Source organism: Collinsella aerofaciens ATCC 25986, from assembly GCF_964237925.1.
GTDB lineage: Bacteria > Actinomycetota > Coriobacteriia > Coriobacteriales > Coriobacteriaceae > Collinsella > Collinsella aerofaciens_BJ.
The window spans coordinates 74,805-90,546 of sequence record NZ_CAXSKI010000009.1; the positions used below are offsets into that span (position 1 = coordinate 74,805).

Annotated in this window: 13 protein-coding genes; 7 read left to right on the plus strand and 6 right to left on the minus strand. The window is 59.6% G+C overall.

All coding sequences use genetic code 11. The features are described 5' to 3' along the window. The first annotated feature begins 1 nt into the window (after position 1). Positions 2-2,767 carry an FtsX-like permease family protein gene (locus tag ACESWY_RS05975; RefSeq protein WP_373093331.1) on the plus strand — a complete coding sequence of 922 codons (2,766 nt, stop codon included), beginning with the start codon at positions 2-4 and terminating at the stop codon, positions 2,765-2,767. 56 nt (positions 2,768-2,823) lie between these two features. On the opposite strand, the gene ACESWY_RS05980 is transcribed toward ACESWY_RS05975, so the two are convergent. The 3 genes from ACESWY_RS05980 to ACESWY_RS05990 form a co-directional block, all read right to left on the minus strand. Then, entirely contained in the window at positions 2,824-3,744 is a 921-nt protein-coding gene (locus ACESWY_RS05980) for a helix-turn-helix transcriptional regulator (protein WP_373093333.1), read from the minus strand. A gap of 433 nt (positions 3,745-4,177) precedes the next feature. Next, the gene (locus tag ACESWY_RS05985; RefSeq protein ID WP_373093335.1) at positions 4,178-5,257 is read right to left on the minus strand and encodes a 6-phosphofructokinase; all 1,080 of its coding nucleotides are present in this window, start codon (positions 5,255-5,257) and stop codon (positions 4,178-4,180) included. A gap of 140 nt (positions 5,258-5,397) precedes the next feature. After that, complete coding sequence (locus ACESWY_RS05990; RefSeq protein WP_373093336.1) at positions 5,398-6,483, minus strand: carcinine hydrolase/isopenicillin-N N-acyltransferase family protein; 1,086 nt, start codon at positions 6,481-6,483, stop codon at positions 5,398-5,400. Between the two features lie 161 nt (positions 6,484-6,644). Here ACESWY_RS05990 and ACESWY_RS05995 point away from each other — a divergent pair, with 161 nt between their 5' ends. The 3 genes from ACESWY_RS05995 to ACESWY_RS06005 all read left to right on the plus strand — a co-directional run bounded on the left by ACESWY_RS05995 (position 6,645) and on the right by ACESWY_RS06005 (position 9,109). Further along, positions 6,645-8,030 (plus strand): M18 family aminopeptidase, encoded by a 1,386-nt coding sequence (locus ACESWY_RS05995; RefSeq protein WP_373093337.1) that lies wholly within the window; start codon positions 6,645-6,647, stop codon positions 8,028-8,030. A gap of 214 nt (positions 8,031-8,244) precedes the next feature. Beyond that, positions 8,245-8,625: a translation repressor RelB gene (locus tag ACESWY_RS06000; RefSeq protein ID WP_118081124.1), complete on the plus strand. Its 381-nt coding sequence runs from the start codon at positions 8,245-8,247 to the stop codon at positions 8,623-8,625. Between the two features lie 16 nt (positions 8,626-8,641). Further along, positions 8,642-9,109, plus strand: a complete 468-nt coding sequence (locus ACESWY_RS06005) for a type II toxin-antitoxin system VapC family toxin (protein WP_373093340.1) — start codon at positions 8,642-8,644, stop codon at positions 9,107-9,109. A gap of 233 nt (positions 9,110-9,342) precedes the next feature. On the opposite strand, the gene ACESWY_RS06010 is transcribed toward ACESWY_RS06005, so the two are convergent. The 3 genes from ACESWY_RS06010 to ACESWY_RS06020 all read right to left on the minus strand — a co-directional run bounded on the left by ACESWY_RS06010 (position 9,343) and on the right by ACESWY_RS06020 (position 12,128). Continuing rightward, a complete protein-coding gene (locus ACESWY_RS06010; protein WP_161178001.1) occupies positions 9,343-10,278 on the minus strand; it encodes an NAD(P)-dependent oxidoreductase in 936 nt (311 codons plus the stop codon). A gap of 130 nt (positions 10,279-10,408) precedes the next feature. Beyond that, positions 10,409-11,296, minus strand: a complete 888-nt coding sequence (map, locus tag ACESWY_RS06015; protein ID WP_161115072.1) for a type I methionyl aminopeptidase — start codon at positions 11,294-11,296, stop codon at positions 10,409-10,411. Between the two features lie 55 nt (positions 11,297-11,351). Then, the gene (locus ACESWY_RS06020) at positions 11,352-12,128 is read right to left on the minus strand and encodes a radical SAM protein (protein ID WP_161115073.1); all 777 of its coding nucleotides are present in this window, start codon (positions 12,126-12,128) and stop codon (positions 11,352-11,354) included. Between the two features lie 225 nt (positions 12,129-12,353). Between ACESWY_RS06020 and ACESWY_RS06025 the strand changes: the two genes are divergently transcribed. From ACESWY_RS06025 to ACESWY_RS06035, 3 genes are all read left to right on the plus strand, one after another. Further along, on the plus strand, positions 12,354-13,151 hold the full coding sequence (locus ACESWY_RS06025; RefSeq protein WP_161115074.1) for an alpha/beta fold hydrolase: 798 nt from the start codon (positions 12,354-12,356) through the stop codon (positions 13,149-13,151). A 209-nt stretch (positions 13,152-13,360) separates the two neighbouring features. Next, positions 13,361-15,241 carry a diguanylate cyclase gene (locus ACESWY_RS06030; RefSeq protein WP_373093343.1) on the plus strand — a complete coding sequence of 627 codons (1,881 nt, stop codon included), beginning with the start codon at positions 13,361-13,363 and terminating at the stop codon, positions 15,239-15,241. 23 nt (positions 15,242-15,264) lie between these two features. Next, a complete protein-coding gene (locus ACESWY_RS06035; RefSeq protein WP_055286833.1) occupies positions 15,265-15,621 on the plus strand; it encodes an Hpt domain-containing protein in 357 nt (118 codons plus the stop codon). Positions 15,622-15,742: the final 121 nt, after the last annotated feature.

Sequence of the window (15,742 nt, forward strand, 5' to 3'; positions counted from 1 at the left end):
CATGGACCAGGACCGCCAAAACAGCCTACGCCGCGACGCGCGGAACACGGAGCGCGAGCAGGATTTTACGACCTACCGCACTGCCCAAAGCTCAAACGATATGGTGCCGACGGTTTTTCGCCGCGGTGTCTACCGCACGATTCGCGGCAGCCTCAAACGCTTCTTGTCTATCGTCGTGATCACCGCGCTCGGCGTGAGCGTGATGTGCGGTCTTAAGGCGGGCTGCGAGGATCTGTGCGATTCGGTCGACGCCTACTTTGACCAGCAGAATGTCTATGACATTAACGTGCAGTCGACCTATGGCCTTACGCGCGACGACCTTGCTGCGATCCAAGAGGTCGACGGCGTCGAGACGGCCGAGGGCATCTATACCGAGACTGCCTATACCGCCGTGGGCACAACGCGCGAGCGCGTGGTCGTGCAAAGTCTCTCCAAGGAGAACATCGATCAGCCAGTGCTCGTGAACGGCGATTTGCCTGAGAGCGCCGATGAGGTCGCGGTGACTTCGAAGTTCCTGAAGGCTTCGGGCAAGAAAATCGGCGATACGGTGAGCTTTGCCGCCAACGATGCGAGCTCGTCGAACCAAAGCGCCAAGGATCAGTTTGCCGTGGGCGATTACACCATTACGGCCGAGGTCCTCGATCCTACCGACGTGAGCTCCGACTCGACAGTCAACGCCTTTCGCGCTGCTTCGACTGCGGACTATAAGTTCTACGTGAGCGAGGACGCTGCGACATCTTCTTCCTACTCCGCGGTCCACGTGATCGTCGAGGGAGCCAAAAGCCTCAATTCCTATTCGGATGCCTACGCGGCAAAGATCAATGAGGTCAAGGGCAATATCGAGAAGATCCGCGAGGAGCGTGAGAATGCGCGCGCTCAGGAGCTGACGGTCGACACGCCGGCAAGCTTGGATGCGGCCGAGCGCCAGGCCGGCCTGCTCTTTGGGATCGAGCAGGACAGCATCGACCGCATGGCCGAGGGCAGCGAGGAACGCGCGCAGGCGCAGGCCGAGTTGGACCAGCGTCGCGCCGCCGCCGACCAACAGTTTGCCGATGCCCGCGCCGAGCTTTCCGATCTGGGCGAATGCACCTGGTACATCCAGGACCGCGGCAATATCGCAAGCTACTCAAGCGTGGAGAGCGATAGCTCGTCAATTGAGGCCATCGCCACGGTGTTCCCGTTCATCTTCTTTATCGTCGCCGTGCTCATTAGCCTTACCACCGCCACACGTATGGTCGAGGAGGAGCGCACGCTCATTGGCCTGTACAAGGCGCTCGGCTATTCGCGCGGACGTATCCTGTCCAAATACGTGGACTATGCGCTGTGGGCTTGTCTGATCGGCGGCGTGCTCGGCAACATCATCGGCTTTGTGGGGCTGCCGCTGTTCCTGTTTACGGTGTTCGATGACATGTACTCTCTGCCCCAGATGCTGCTTTCGTACGACATCGTGTCGTCGCTCGTGTCGGTTGCGCTGTTTGCCGTGGGCGTGGTGGGCGCCACGATTATCGCCTGCCGCCACGAGATGGCCGAGACGCCGGCTTCGCTCATGCGCCCCAAGGCGCCGCGTGCCGGCTCGCGCATCTTGCTTGAACGCATCGGCTTTATCTGGCACCGCATGGGCTTTTTGAACAAGGTGGCAGCGCGTAACCTGTTCCGCTACAAAAAGCGTGCCCTTATGACCATCTTCGGTATCGCCGGCTGCACGGCGCTCGTGATCTGCGGCATGGGCATCCGCGATACGTCGGTGGCGCTTTCGCCCAAACAGTACGGGCATATCACGCGCTATGACCTGCTGGCGGTTGCCAATCCCGATGACTTTACGCAGACGTGCGCGGCGCTCGACGAGCGAAGCGCGGCCAAGGATTCCGACGTGACCGTGACTTCGACGCTGCCGATCATGACCGACAACGTCACTTTTACGTTTGGCGGCAAGAGCGAGACCGTACAGCTCATTGTGATTCCCGACGACCGCACGGGTGACTTGGGTGACTACGTGCGCCTGGAGGATGAGTCCAAAGAACCGCTCGCCTTGCGTGACGGGGACGTGTACTTGAGCAAGAGCTCGCAACTGGTGCTGGGGATTCAGCCGGGCGACACAGCACACGTCCAGGATTCGTCGCTCAACGTCGCCAAGGTCAAGGTTAGCGACATTTCGCTCAACTATCTGGGCAACACGCTCTATATGACGCAGAGCACCTATGAGCGCGCGTTCGACCGAAGCGCGCGTCTTAACGGCATCTTTGCGCTGCTTAAGGGCTCATCTTCTGACCAGATTGCGTTTAGCAAGAAGCTTAAGAGCGACGGTTGGCTCACCATCTCGAGCACGGCCGAGCATTGGGAAAATTATGAGGCGAACTTCACTATCATCAATTCCGTCGTAGTACTTGTGACCTTTATGGCGGCGTGCCTGTCGTTTGTGGTGGTGTTTACGCTGTCCAACACCAACATCTCCGAGCGCGAGCGCGAGCTGGCGACCATCAAGGTGCTGGGCTTCCGCCGTGGCGAGGTGCACCACTACGTCAACAAGGAGACGTTGATCCTCACGGCGATTGGCGCCGCGCTGGGCGTGCCGCTGGGTAGCCTGCTGGCCGAGAGCTTTACGTACATTCTGCAGATGCCGTCGCTCTACTTTGACGTTGAGGTCGAGCCGCTGAGTTATGTGCTCGCCGTAGTGCTTTCCTTTGTCTTTACGTTTATCGTCAACCTCGTCACCAACCGAACGCTCAACAAGATCGACATGGTCGGCGCCCTCAAGAGCGCCGAGTAACCTGCCAAAAAGGGACAGGTTTATTTTGGCAGGTTTTATCTGGGCAAACGCCGCATCTATTGCTTGCGATGCTTCCATTGTTTGCGGCACCAACGCATGAGTGCTTTTACGACCGGGATGGTGATGAGGATTACCCAGGCGGGATGGGGTTGTTCCAGGCAGAGCCACATGTAGAGGAACCATGCCTCGGCACTGACTGAATAGACGACATCGATCAGCTTAGATAAGTGGCGTTGGTCGATAAAGTCGCCAAGCGCGTAATAGACGGGAATCAAAAAGACGAGGAAGAGTCCCGTAGCCCATGTGCCGTAGACAATGCCGAGCACCAGATAGGCGAGGGCGACAAGCGCGGGGAAGGGGAATTTGTTCCATGTACGTCCGACCTTGGTGTGGAAATGCTTGCCATGATGGTCGAGCTTGTCGTATGCTTCCTTCCAGCTGGAAAACGTCTCGCCGTCGATGGTGACGGTGCCGTCGTCATTGATATGCACACTATGTCCATCGTCCTCAAGCGTATCGATATGCAATCCGCCCGGCCCCACATGGACCTCTTCACCCTTGCGCTCGTTAGCTACATGAATGCCACTCCAGCCAACATGAACCTCTTTGCCTTTGTTGGGATCAATAACGTGGATGCCGCGCGCGAGGGAAATATCGACAAGCGGCTTATCGCTGCAATCAGCGTGCTCAGCAGAAGCCTCAGCCTCTTCAGCCTTATCTGAAGCTTTGGTGCCGGCGTTGCTGTTCTGAGCCTCATCATCAGCGCTAGCCATCGCCTCCCCATACAGCAGCTCATCCAGCGACACGCCATACAGCGCGGCGAGCGCAATAAGGTTATCGGTATCGGGCGAGGATTCGCTGCGCTCCCATTTACTGACAGCCTGACGACTCACACCCAGCTGGGCGGCAAGCGCCTCCTGAGAAAGCCCGGCAGCCTTGCGGCGATCAACGAGCCGCTGCGCCATCGCAAGATCCATGACAGTTCCTTTCATATGGTGACCGTAATCGAATGAGCCGAGTATGCCGAGAACAACCGGTAGCGACCACCATTTCTAGTTAGAATCTGCCCCAACCCTACCGCAACTACCGGTAGCAACCCCTAACGACCAGCCATTTCAGGACAAATGTCAGTGCAAGTAGCAGCCAAGAGCCCCGGGTCAAAAGTTGCGGTGGAATAGTTCTTAGATTCAGCCATTTGCGGGCTAAGCAGGAACTATTTCACCGCAACTTAATTTCAGACCAGGCACCCGCAGCAAGAAGACGAATAACCTCGGCGAGTATGTAAACGCAGGGCCCTCCGACCCCGCCCGACGATTTCGATTGGCGACCTTTGACGGAGTCAAGGGAGGAGCCAAATCGAAATACGTCGGGCGGGGTCGGAGGGCCCGATGGGATGGATTTCGGCCGAGGCTATTCGTCGCCGAAGCTGATGCCCAACGCCTTGGCCTCGCGCACCAGGTCGCTCTGGGGATCGACATACTTGAGCTTGCCGGCGACATCCTCGAGCGGCATGTGGCACATCTTGCCGTCACGCAGGGCAATCATGTAGCCAAACTCGCCGCGTAGGCAGCCCAGCGCGGCCTCGACGCCGCACTGGGTCGCAAAGATGCGGTCCTGGGCGTCGGGCTGGCCGCCGCGCTGCGTGTGGCCGGGGATGGCGACGCGGGTCTCGCGACCGGTCTTGGCTTCGATCTCCTTGGCGATGTCGTAGACAATCGACGGGCTCGTACGCTCGGCGAGCTTCTTCTTGTACTCCTTCTTGGACAGCGCCGCGTCCTCCTTGGAGATGGCACCCTCGGCGACAGCCACGATGGTAAAGCGGCTGCCAGTCTTCATGCGATGCTCGATGGTCTTGATGACGTTATCCATGTCGTAGGGAATCTCGGGGATCAGGATGACGTCCGCACCGCCCGCGACGCCGGCATACAGCGGAATCCAGCCAACCTTGTGCCCCATGATCTCGATGACAAACACGCGGCCGTGACTCGAGGCAGTGGTGTGGATGTCGTCGATGCACTTGGTGGCGACGTCGATGGCGCTCGTAAAGCCAAACGTCAACTCGGTGCCCCAGGTGTCGTTATCGATGGTCTTAGGCAGGGCGATAACGTTGAGGCCCTCTTCGCGCAGACGGTTGGCGGTCTTGGTGGAGCCGTTGCCGCCCAGCATAAACAGGCAGTCGAGCTGCAGCTTATGATAGGTGTGGACCATTGCCGGCACCTTCTCGACTCCGTCGGCCTCGGGAATATCCAGGCGCTTGAACGGCGTACGGCTTGTGCCCAGAATAGTGCCGCCACGGGTAAGGATGCCGCTAAAATGGGCGGGCGTCATGACACGGAACCTGCTGTAGATAAGGCCCTGGTAGCCGTCCTCAAAACCATAGATCTCGATAGGTTCTTCGCTATTGGTCATAAGCGTTTTGACAATGCCGCGCATGGTGGCGTTGAGCGCCTGGCAGTCGCCGCCACTGGTAAGAAGACCGATCCTAAGCATGATGAATCCTTCCGGGCAAGTTATAACATGCGCATAAGTTTACCCCCGCACACTGCTGGTACGGGGGCAAAACGAGTTAGCTCAAGCGTATAGAAATGTAAACAACGTCAGGCGAGCGTAAGGTCGACGGGCCTGGCTCCTTACAGTGCGAAGGCGTCGACATCTCCCCAGTGACGGCGCAGTGTAATAGCGGCGGCGGGTTCGGTATTGTCAAAGACGACCGACCATTGCGTATTGCTGGTGATGTCTTCCGGATTGGGCTCTTGCGCTGCGGCGCGCAGGGCTTCCCAGGCAATCGTTTCGTCCTGGGCACCGACATGGGCGTCAAGGACATCGGCGATTGCGACGGCGCGCTCTTTACCATGGCCCAGCTCGCCATTCTTTTGGTTGGGCAGCACTTCGTCGCCATAGCAGGCGTAGAAGTTCGTAACCTGGCGTACGGGAGTCGCTTTGAAAGCGCGGTCCGGATCGCGCGGATCCCACTCTACTACGCGCGCGTCACCGGCGGCGTCGTTTATAAAGAAGTGGTAATCGCGTCCTGCCATGGCGTGCATGTCGTAGGCAGAAAGCAGGTCGACAGCTTCTTGCGTGGTGGCGGCACGGTCGAGCACCAGACGGATGGCGAGCGAGGTATTGATGGCGGGACGTTGCGTGTCCTGGTCACAGGGTTTGGAATCCAGGGTGAGCACGGCAATGGACACGCCGCATTCGTTAACACCGTCGAGCTGGGCAAACGGGCCCATGACTGCGGCGACGCGTCCGGCGACGGAGTCAACCGGAGTGTTATCGCCCAGGTTGTTAAGGGCGGCAAACCCGATGGAGGCATAGCCGCCGCGTGGGTGATTGCGCACCAGCAGCGCCGAGGTGTCGTCCTTAAAGTCGTAATTGCGACCGGTGCGCACGCGGCCTTCGGCATCTACGGCGACAAAAGCGCTGCAGGCAAACTGGGGCGCCTGGACATGTACCGGCACACCGGGCAGCACCTGCGCCACCACGGCATCGATGTAGGCCTGGTCGTCGCGCACGCCAGCGGCGATGATGCGATCAAGATCGTAGTCGTAGGCGATGTCGATTGCGTACAGGTCATAGCCATCCGCGTAGCCGGTCAAGCGTTTGAGCGACGCGGCGGACTTGATTTGCTTGTGATAAACGATACCGGTGGCAGCGGCAAGGCCGACGGCGACTCCCGCGACACCGCAGGCGATGGCAATGTTACGTGGCTTCATGACGGCTCCTCTCGTCCTGTTAGCGTAATTGTCGCAAAAGGTGCGCGGGCATTATGGCTCAACTTGGCGAGCGGCGCGGGATTAAACGCGGAATGAAGAGTGCGGCGCTGGCGTGGCGGGGTATGCTGGAGGGGACCATCAACCCAGCGAAAGGGGAGAGCATGACGGATCAGGAAGCGCCCGAGCGCGTGCACGTGACGGCCGACGATATCGAGGCTGCCAACGACCTTATCGACTTTATCGAGGCATGCCCCAGCATGTTCCATACGGCGGCGACCATTATGGCCGAGCTCGACGAGGCGGGCTTTACCTACCTGCCCGAGAATGCGGCGTGGGACATCGAGCCGGGCGGGCGTTATTACACGCAGCGCAACACCTCGAGCGTTGTTGCCTTTAAGGTGGGCGAGGACCTGGCCGCGACGTGGGGCGAGGACGGCGTTGCCGGCGACTACCATTTTCAGCTGACGGCGTCGCACAGCGACTCGCCGACGTTTAAGGTTAAGGCCGTGCCCGAGCTCGACGGCGCAGGCGAGGCGCTGCGCCTGAACACCGAGGCCTACGGCGGCATGATCGACTACACCTGGTTCGATCGCCCGCTGGCGCTCGCGGGCCGCGTGTTGGTGCGCGAAGGCGACCGTATTGAGAGCCGCCTGCTTGCCACCGAGCGCGAGGTCGCTATCATTCCGAGCCTTGCCATCCATATGAATCGTGGCGTTAACGAGGGCTTTGCGCCCAACCGCGCCGTCGACCTGTGCCCGCTCATCAGCGCCGGTGATCTTAAGCAGGGCGACTTTGATGCTCTGATCGCCGACGAGTTGGACGTTGAGCCCGAGCAGATTCTGGGTCGCGATCTGTTCCTGGTCAATCGTCAGGATGCGCGCATTTGGGGCTGGGCCGACGAGTTTATCTCGACGCCCAAGCTCGACGACCTGGCCTGCGCCTATACCTCGCTGCAGGCATTTTTGGGTGCTGAGAACGCGCGCGATATCTCGGTCTTCTGCTGCTTTGATAACGAGGAGGTTGGCTCCGAGACCAAGCAGGGAGCCATGTCGACGTTCTTGGCCGATGCGCTGCGCCGCATTAACGGATCGCTGGGCTTCGATGACGAGTCGTACCATCGCGCACTTGCCGCCTCGATGCTCGTGAGCTGCGACAACGCACATGCCGTGCATCCCAACCACGCCGAGAAGTGCGATGCCCGCAACCAGGTCGTGCTCAACGGCGGCATCGTTATCAAGGAAGCCGCCAACCAGCACTACTGCACCGATGCCTTTAGCCGCGCGGTGTTCCAGGCTATTTGCGATGACGCCGACGTGCCCACGCAGGCCTTCGCCAACAAGAGTGATATGGCCGGCGGCTCCACCCTGGGCAACCTGTCGAACATGCAGGCGAGCATGCATGCCGTGGACGTGGGCCTGCCGCAGCTGGCCATGCACTCGAGCTACGAGACCGGCGGCGTGCGCGACGTGATGTACGCCATCCGCGCCCTCACCGCCTTCTACGAGCGCGACCTCCATATCAACGGAGCCGAAAGCGCGGAGCTCTAAAACCTGCCAAAGAGGGATGTTGATTTCGGCAGGTTTTATCTGGGCGAATGCAAAGGGTGAAACCGAGCTAGATCTGTGATATGTGGCCGCCGAGGTGCAGTGTGCCTCGGCGGCTTTTTGTGTACAGAGTACGGCTAATGCTTATAAATGCTATACATGCTTTACGTATCTACCATAGAGTTTTATGATAGTTTTGAAGTATTAAGGAGGGGTCATGACCACAACAGCCGCTCAGATCAACGTGCGTCTCGATGCCGATCTTAAAAGGAGTGGGGACGCCGCTCTCTCCAGGGCCGGTATGACGCCGAGCCAAGCGGTGCGTGCGCTCTGGCAACTTGCGGCATCTCTGGCTGATCGGCCCGGCGCGCTCGAGGATATCCTGCTGCCCAGTCGTGCCCGGGCGGAACAGCGCGAGCGCGAAAAGGCCGCCAAACGTAAGCTCGAGCTCATGGATCAGGGGTCGAAGCTGTTCGCTGCCGCTTGCCGCGAGTCGGGAATCGATATGGTCAGGGCTCAGCCATCGGACGACGAAGAGCTCAAACGGAATGCCTATGCGGATCGCTATGGCGAGGAGATGAGCTGGCTCTATGAGTGAGGCTCCAAGGCGTATCTTGGTTGACACCAACGTGTGGCTCGATTACTTCATTCCCTCACGACGTGGTCGTTCGGTGGCGATTGAGTTTTTACGCGATGCATGCACGGCGCAGGTGGATTTGCTGTATGCGGCGACATCGTCCAAAGATCTGTTCTATTTGATTTCAAGCGAACATAAGGCATGGTATCGGCGCGAGCATGGCTCACTATCCCAAGATGCCGCCGTGGCGGCGACATCACTTGCATGGGATTGCCTCGACGTGTTGTCGCAACTTGCCACGCCGGTACCCTGCGACCTGAGTGACATATGGATGGCGAGCAAGCAGCGTAATCTCCATAGCGATTACGAAGACGATTTAATCATTGCGGCAGCGATGCGCTCCCAAGCAGATTTACTGGTCACCAACGATGTCAAACTCTGTTCACACGCGCCTGTCGCAGCAATGAGCGTAGAAGACGCAAAGAATTACTTAGCAACGCTCTAACAATTTGAAGACCCCACAGGTTGAGCAAAAGTCAGCGAGAGCCTGCCGTTTGAGCCAAGGTGCCGTGAAATGAAAAGGCGCTGACCTTCTGGTCGCGCCTTTGAAATTGAACGGCAGATTGGCCAAACGGCGGGCTCGCAGCGTCGACCGGTCCGCCGTTCGTTAGAACGGCGGAACCCATGGGGCTCGCAGCGTCGAGGGGTTCCGGCGTTTGGTAAAACGGCGGAACAAGATTAGTGCTCGATCCAACAACGTAAAGTTTCGCCGGCCTGCAGGTGACGCAGATTCTCCGCGGCAATGTCGACGACGTTGTTGAGGGTGGCGGCTAGATGGAACCAGCCAGAGACGTGCGGTGTGATGAGCATGTTGGGCGCATCCCACAGCGGGCTTGTCGCGGGCAGGGGCTCGGGGTCGGTGACGTCGACCGCGGCGCCGGCGAGATGTCCCGACTCCAAGGCGGCAACCAAGTCGTCGGCGACCACAAGGTCGCCGCGGCCGCCGTTGGCAAAGAAGGCGCCCGGTTTCATCGCGGCGAAGAACTCGGCGTTCGCCAGGCCGCGGGTCTCGGGCGTGCTGGGCATAAAGGATGCGACGATGTCGGCCTCGGCCAGGCGCTCGGACAGGGCGTCCATGCCGTCCATGTCCTCAAACACAATGGGGTAGACGAGTGGATGGCGCTTGATGCCGCGGACGTGCGCGCCCATGTCGCGGCAGAGCGTGGCGAAGTGGCCGCCGATATCGCCCGCGCCCAGCACCAGCACATTGGCGTTTTTGAGCGAGGTGACCGGCCCTAAATCCTCCCAGCGATGCTCGCGCTGCAAGTCGTGATAGTCGGGCAGGCGCTTCATCATGGAAAGGACCATGGCAAACATGTGCTCGCTCACGGCTTGGCCGTAGGCGCCCACCGAGCAGGAAAGCTTGGCGTCGGCTGGCACGGTGCCGGCGGTCAAGTAATCGTCATAGCCGGCGGTCTGCAATTGCAACAGCTGGAGGTGCTTGCACGCGGTAAGCAGGGCAGGGTCAATGTTGCCCAAGATCACGTCGGCGTTGGCGACCTGCTCACGCGTGATGGCGTCGGAGCTCGTGTAGATAAAGTCCTCGCCCGGAGCGCTCGACTCGAGGATCGCGCGGTGACGATCGTTGACGGGCAACAAAACCAGGATGTTCACAAGCAGTCCTCTCCGTTCAGCCTGCCAAAAAGGGACAGGTTCATTTTTGGCAGGCTTTATCAGGCAAAACGCTCAAATAAAACGCCGGATGCAAGACGGGCGTGCCCGTCGGCATCCGGCGCATCCACAGCTACCAGCTGAGCAGCTCGTAACCGTCCTCGGTCACCACGAGCTGTACCTCGCACTGGGCCGAATCGCTGCCGTCCTTGGTGCGCACGCACCAGCCGTCACCCTTGCTGATCTTGATGTCGGGCGCTCCGGCGTTGACCATGGGCTCGATGGTAAAGACCATGCCCGGAGCCATGATGGTGTCCACATCGGGCGCCTCGGTGGTAAAGCCCACAAACGGGTCCTCGTGGAACTCCTTACCGATACCGTGTCCGCCGTACTCGCGCACCACGCTAAAGCCGGCGTCCTCGACCGTCTTTTGCACGGCCTCGGCCATCACGGACAGCGGTAGCCATGGCTTGACGGCCGCCAGACCCGCCTCCACGCTGGCGCGGGTGACGTCGACCAGGCGCTGGCGCTCGGCCGAGACCTCGCCGATGCAGAACATACGGCTCGAATCACTAAAGTAACCGTCCAGGATCGTGGAGCAGTCCACGTTGATGATGTCGCCCTCGTGCAGCACATCCGCATCGCAGGGGATACCGTGGCAGACGACGTCGTTGATCGAGGTGCACACGCTCTTGGGATAGCCCTCGTAGTTAAGATCGGCCGGCGTGCCGCCGTGCTCGACGGTGTAGTCGTAGATCATCTGGTCGATCTGGTTGGTGGTCATGCCCGCGGCGATGTGTTCGCCTACGTAATCGAGCACACCCACGTTGATGGCGGCCGAGCGCTTGATGCCCTCGATATCGGCGGGCGTCTTGTAGAGCGTGCGGGGCAGAACCTCCCAGCCCTCTTCCCACAAGCGCTCGAGGCGCTCATCAAAGGCGCTATGGCATTTCTTATATTTTTTGCCGCTGCCGCACCAGCAGACGTCGTTGCGGCCGGGCACGGGTCCATTGTCAAACATGGCTAACTTCCTTTCATTCGCAGCTAGTATAGCCCACTCACAGGGCAGCTGCGCGCTAGTAGCTCACCTGGCAGGGAATGCCGAGGGCGCGCACGCGCGCGGCGATGGCGTCGAGGGCCTCGGGCGCTGCTTTGGCAAGGCCGGCGACCGGCGTCTCGCGAGCCACCGTGTAGATGGTCGCTTCTTGTGGGCGAATGCGCTCAAGTGCCGCGAGCCAGGGGGCAACGTACTCCTCGCCGGTGTTGTCGATGGGCTTGCCCAGATACTCACCGGTCAAAAAGATCGTCTGGATAATAACGTGACCGTCAAAGCTTGCGAACGTCTCAATCTGGTGCTCGACGTCGTAGGGGCCAACAGGCTGGTCGAGCAGCTGGATAAACGCCGGATCGACGGTATCGAGCTTAAGAATGTTGTCGTCGATCATCATGAGCGCGTCGTGCACCTCGGGGCGGTCGGCGCGCGTGCCATTGGAGAGCACGGCGATCTTGGAGTTTGGGGCAAGCTCGTCGCGCAGCGCGACGGCGCCGGCGATGGCCTGCGGAAACTCCGGCGCGGCGGTGGGCTCGCCGTTGCCGGCAAACGTGATTACATCGGGGAGCTCGCCCTCGGCTGCCATCTCGCGCAGCTTTGCCTCGAGCACGTCGAGTACCACGGCGGCTGTGTTGTACGGCTCATGGCAGGGGCGCTCGGCGTTGAGGCCGTTTTCGCAGTAAATGCAGTCGAACGTGCAGATTTTGCCGCTGGCCGGCATCATGTTGACGCCGAGCGAGAGACCAAGGCGACGGCTGCGAACGGGCCCAAAGATGGGGCTGGCATTTAAAAACGTAGACATAGGCATATGCTCCTCAAGACAATTGTGCCTAAGCATAGCATCGGCTCCAAAACAAGGTGCGGGCTCTTGCTTTACAAGTTTCGTTTTTTCACGTCGCTCATGATGCCGTGCCATGAAAAGCCTTGGGTCGGGTACAGTTAATCTGTTAACAAGGCGTAAGGCAATGCGGGTCCATCCAACCGTACTGACGTGCAACTGGATGGGCGTTGATGATGGGGGCACAACATGGATTTTACGGTCGAGAATGCGGGAGCCACGATCGCCTGTCGCGAATATGCCGGCCCGGATGTGTCGCCTGATACTCCTGCTTTGGTGTGCGTGCACGGAGCTTGTGTCGACGGCACATTTTTCGACGGCATCGCTTGTGAGCTCAGCCGCAACTACCGCGTAATTGCCTACGACCGCCGCGGCTGTGGTGACAGCAGCGAAGCGGCAGACGGCAGCTATGATCTTGCCGCCCAGGCCGCCGACCTGCAAGCTGTGATCGAACACGTTGGCGCTCCGACAAATGTGCTTGCGCACAGCGCCGGTACGTTGGTGGCGCTGGAGCTTCTTCGCACCAAACCCCATCTCGTCGCCCGTGCGATTCTGCACGAGCCAGCTGTGTCGGCCGAAGGCGTCGGCATGGGCGCAGCTCCGGTTTTGCTCGATATGATTGCGGCTGGAAAGGTTTCAAGGGCGCTCCGGCTTTTCTTGGGAGCCCTCGGCGACTTGGACCCCGAGGCCCCTGGGACGACCGAAGCGGAAGCCAAACATGCCCTGCGCAATGGCCGCTGCTTCATGGCCAATGAATACGAAACAAATATGACATATGCTCCCGACTGGGAGCGCGCCCGCGCGTCAAAGGCGGTGTCGGCCGTGTTTTTGGGCGAGCTTTCGGTCGGTACGCCCCGCGAGGCTGGTACGCGAGCGGCTGCCGAATATCTCGATTGCCCCCTCGTGACGATCCCGGGCGCGCATAACGGTCTGCGCGATCGCCCCGTTACGGCGGCAAACGCCGTTCGCGATGTCTTGGGGCGTTAGCTCGTTCGATGACCTGTGGGGAGGGGACTGTTAGCGTTTCTTCATTGTTAACGAATGCACCCATAACCGCGCGCTCGCGGCTCCATTACCGCCGTTTGCTAGGTCATAAAATGCAACGATAATCGCGCGTTTGCCTGCAGCTGTTAGATGTTACCCTTGTACCATTTGGTATGCACCGTTGCCGTGTGTGACGATAGAAAGGGCCCCATATGCTCAATAATCACGAGGCAAATCTAACTGACGAGGAGGCTGCCGCCGAGGTCGCCCGCGTCGCGAAGACCTACCCCGTGGTGCGTTTGCTGTCGGTCGATCAGATTAAGAGCGAGCCTAACTGCCTGCTCGCCGGCGATCGGTGTCCTTGTTTGCGCCAGTCGAGTCTTGAGGCCTTGGCAGACTCCGATGAGGTGTCGGAGAAACTGCTCAGTGATGGTACTGAGTACCGCGCTCGCCTGCGCCCTCTGAAGGTCGAGGGCGAGCCTCACGTCCTGCTGATGGTGCGTCCGATCAATGAGCAAGAGGCTGCAGAAGAGGACCTTGTCTACACCGACGTGCTGACGAGTGTGCGCAATCGCCGATATTACGAGGAAAAGCTCCGCAACGCCCGCATGAATGCCGGCGTTGCGGTGATCGACCTTGATGATTTTAGGGTCTTCAACGATACGTGTGGCCGTCATGCCGGCGACCTTGCACTCGGTGCTGTGGCGACGGCCATACGCAGCGGAATTCGTTCGACTGACGAGCTTGTGCGCTATGGCTGCGACAAGTTTGTGGTCGTCATGCCCAATATTCCCTCCGATGACTTCACCCGTCGCCTGCATCAGGTATCCGACGCCGTTCATGCCACGATTATTCCGGGCCATGAGTACGTGAGATTGACGGCATGTGTTGGTGGCGTTCGCATTCATGGCGAGACGGTCGATGAGGGCGTTGGCCGCGCTGTCCAGTTACTGAGTCGCGCTAAGACAAAAGCCGGTACGGTCGTGAGCGATGCCGATTCCATCGAGGCCTTCCAAAGCGAAAAGCCTTTGGTGCTTATTATCGATGACTCCGAGATGAACCGGGTCATTCTCAACGAGATGCTCAAGGACGAGTATTGCATCCTCGAGGCTGATAACGGTCGTACGGCGCTCGATATGGTCGACCGCTATGGCGATGAGTTGTCGCTCGTGCTACTGGACATTGTCATGCCGAACGTGAGCGGCTTTGAGGTGCTGGCCGATCTGTCGCGCCGATCGGTTGTTGACAAACTACCTGTCATCATGATCTCGAGCGAAGATTCCGACGATGTGGTTCTGCGCGCGTACGAGCTGGGCGCCTCGGACTATATCAGCCGCCCGTTTGACTCCCGTGTCGTGCGCCGCCGTGTAAGCAACACCATCCGCCTATACGCCAAACAGCGCCGCCTGACGAGCCTGCTGTCCCAGCAGTACAACGAGCGCGTCAAGAACAGTCGCATGCTCATCGACATCATGGCCGGCGTCATGGAGCTTCGCAACGGCGAGAGCGGCAGACACGTTACGAACATCGAGAAGCTGACCGAGCTGCTGCTTGGCTGTCTGGTCCAGCGTAGCGACACCATCTCCCTCGACAATGAGGAACGCTCTACGATTGCCCTGGCTTCGGCGCTGCACGATATCGGCAAGATGTCGATTGACGATGCGATTCTCAACAAACCCGGGCGCCTTACGCCCGAGGAGTTCGAGATTATGAAGACGCATACCACGATGGGCGCCGACATGTTGCTTGAGCTGGGCCGCCATCACGTCGGCAATGCGCTTATGGAATATGCGTACCAGATTGCGCGTTGGCATCACGAGCGCTGGGACGGCAGGGGTTATCCCGATGGCCTTAAAGGCAACGAGATTCCCATTGCCGCGCAAGTGGTCTCGGTGGCCGACGTGTATGATGCGCTGACGAGCGTGCGCGTGTACAAGGACGCTATCCCGCACAAGGAGGCGATCCAGATGATCCTGGACGGTAAGTGCGGCACCTTTAACCCGCTGTTGCTCGACTGCCTGCTCGAGGTGCAAGACCGTATTGCCGAGACGTTGGCACGCCCCGCCGATGTCGTCGCGTTTCCCACGATTTAGTTTGACCAAAGGAGTTTTAATCCATGATTTCCATGCGTGAGGCGTATGAGAAGATTGGCGCCAATTATGATGACGCGTGCGCTCGGCTGATGGGCGAGGAAATGCTTGCCCGCTTTGCCCTCAAATTTTTGGATGACGAGAGCATGGACAAGCTGGAGGCCGCCATGGCGGCAGGAGACGCCGAAGGTGCGTTTATGGCAGCGCATACGCTCAAGGGCGTGAGCCAGAACCTGGGATTCGATAATCTGTACGAGCCGGCGGTTGTGGTGACCGAAGCACTGCGCGGCGCCGATGCCGTTGACGGCGCTCGCGAGGGAATGCATGCGCTGCAGCAGCAATATGCGGCTACGATGTCGGCCCTGCGCGAGGCGGCTGAATAAGAGCTTGCGGGCCTTGATGACTATGAGAGTGGATAATCTCCCGTTTGGGGGTGCGGACAGAAAGTTGGACCGCGGGGCGGTCCGGACTGGAGGTTCGCATGTACAGCAGGGAGAAGGTCGA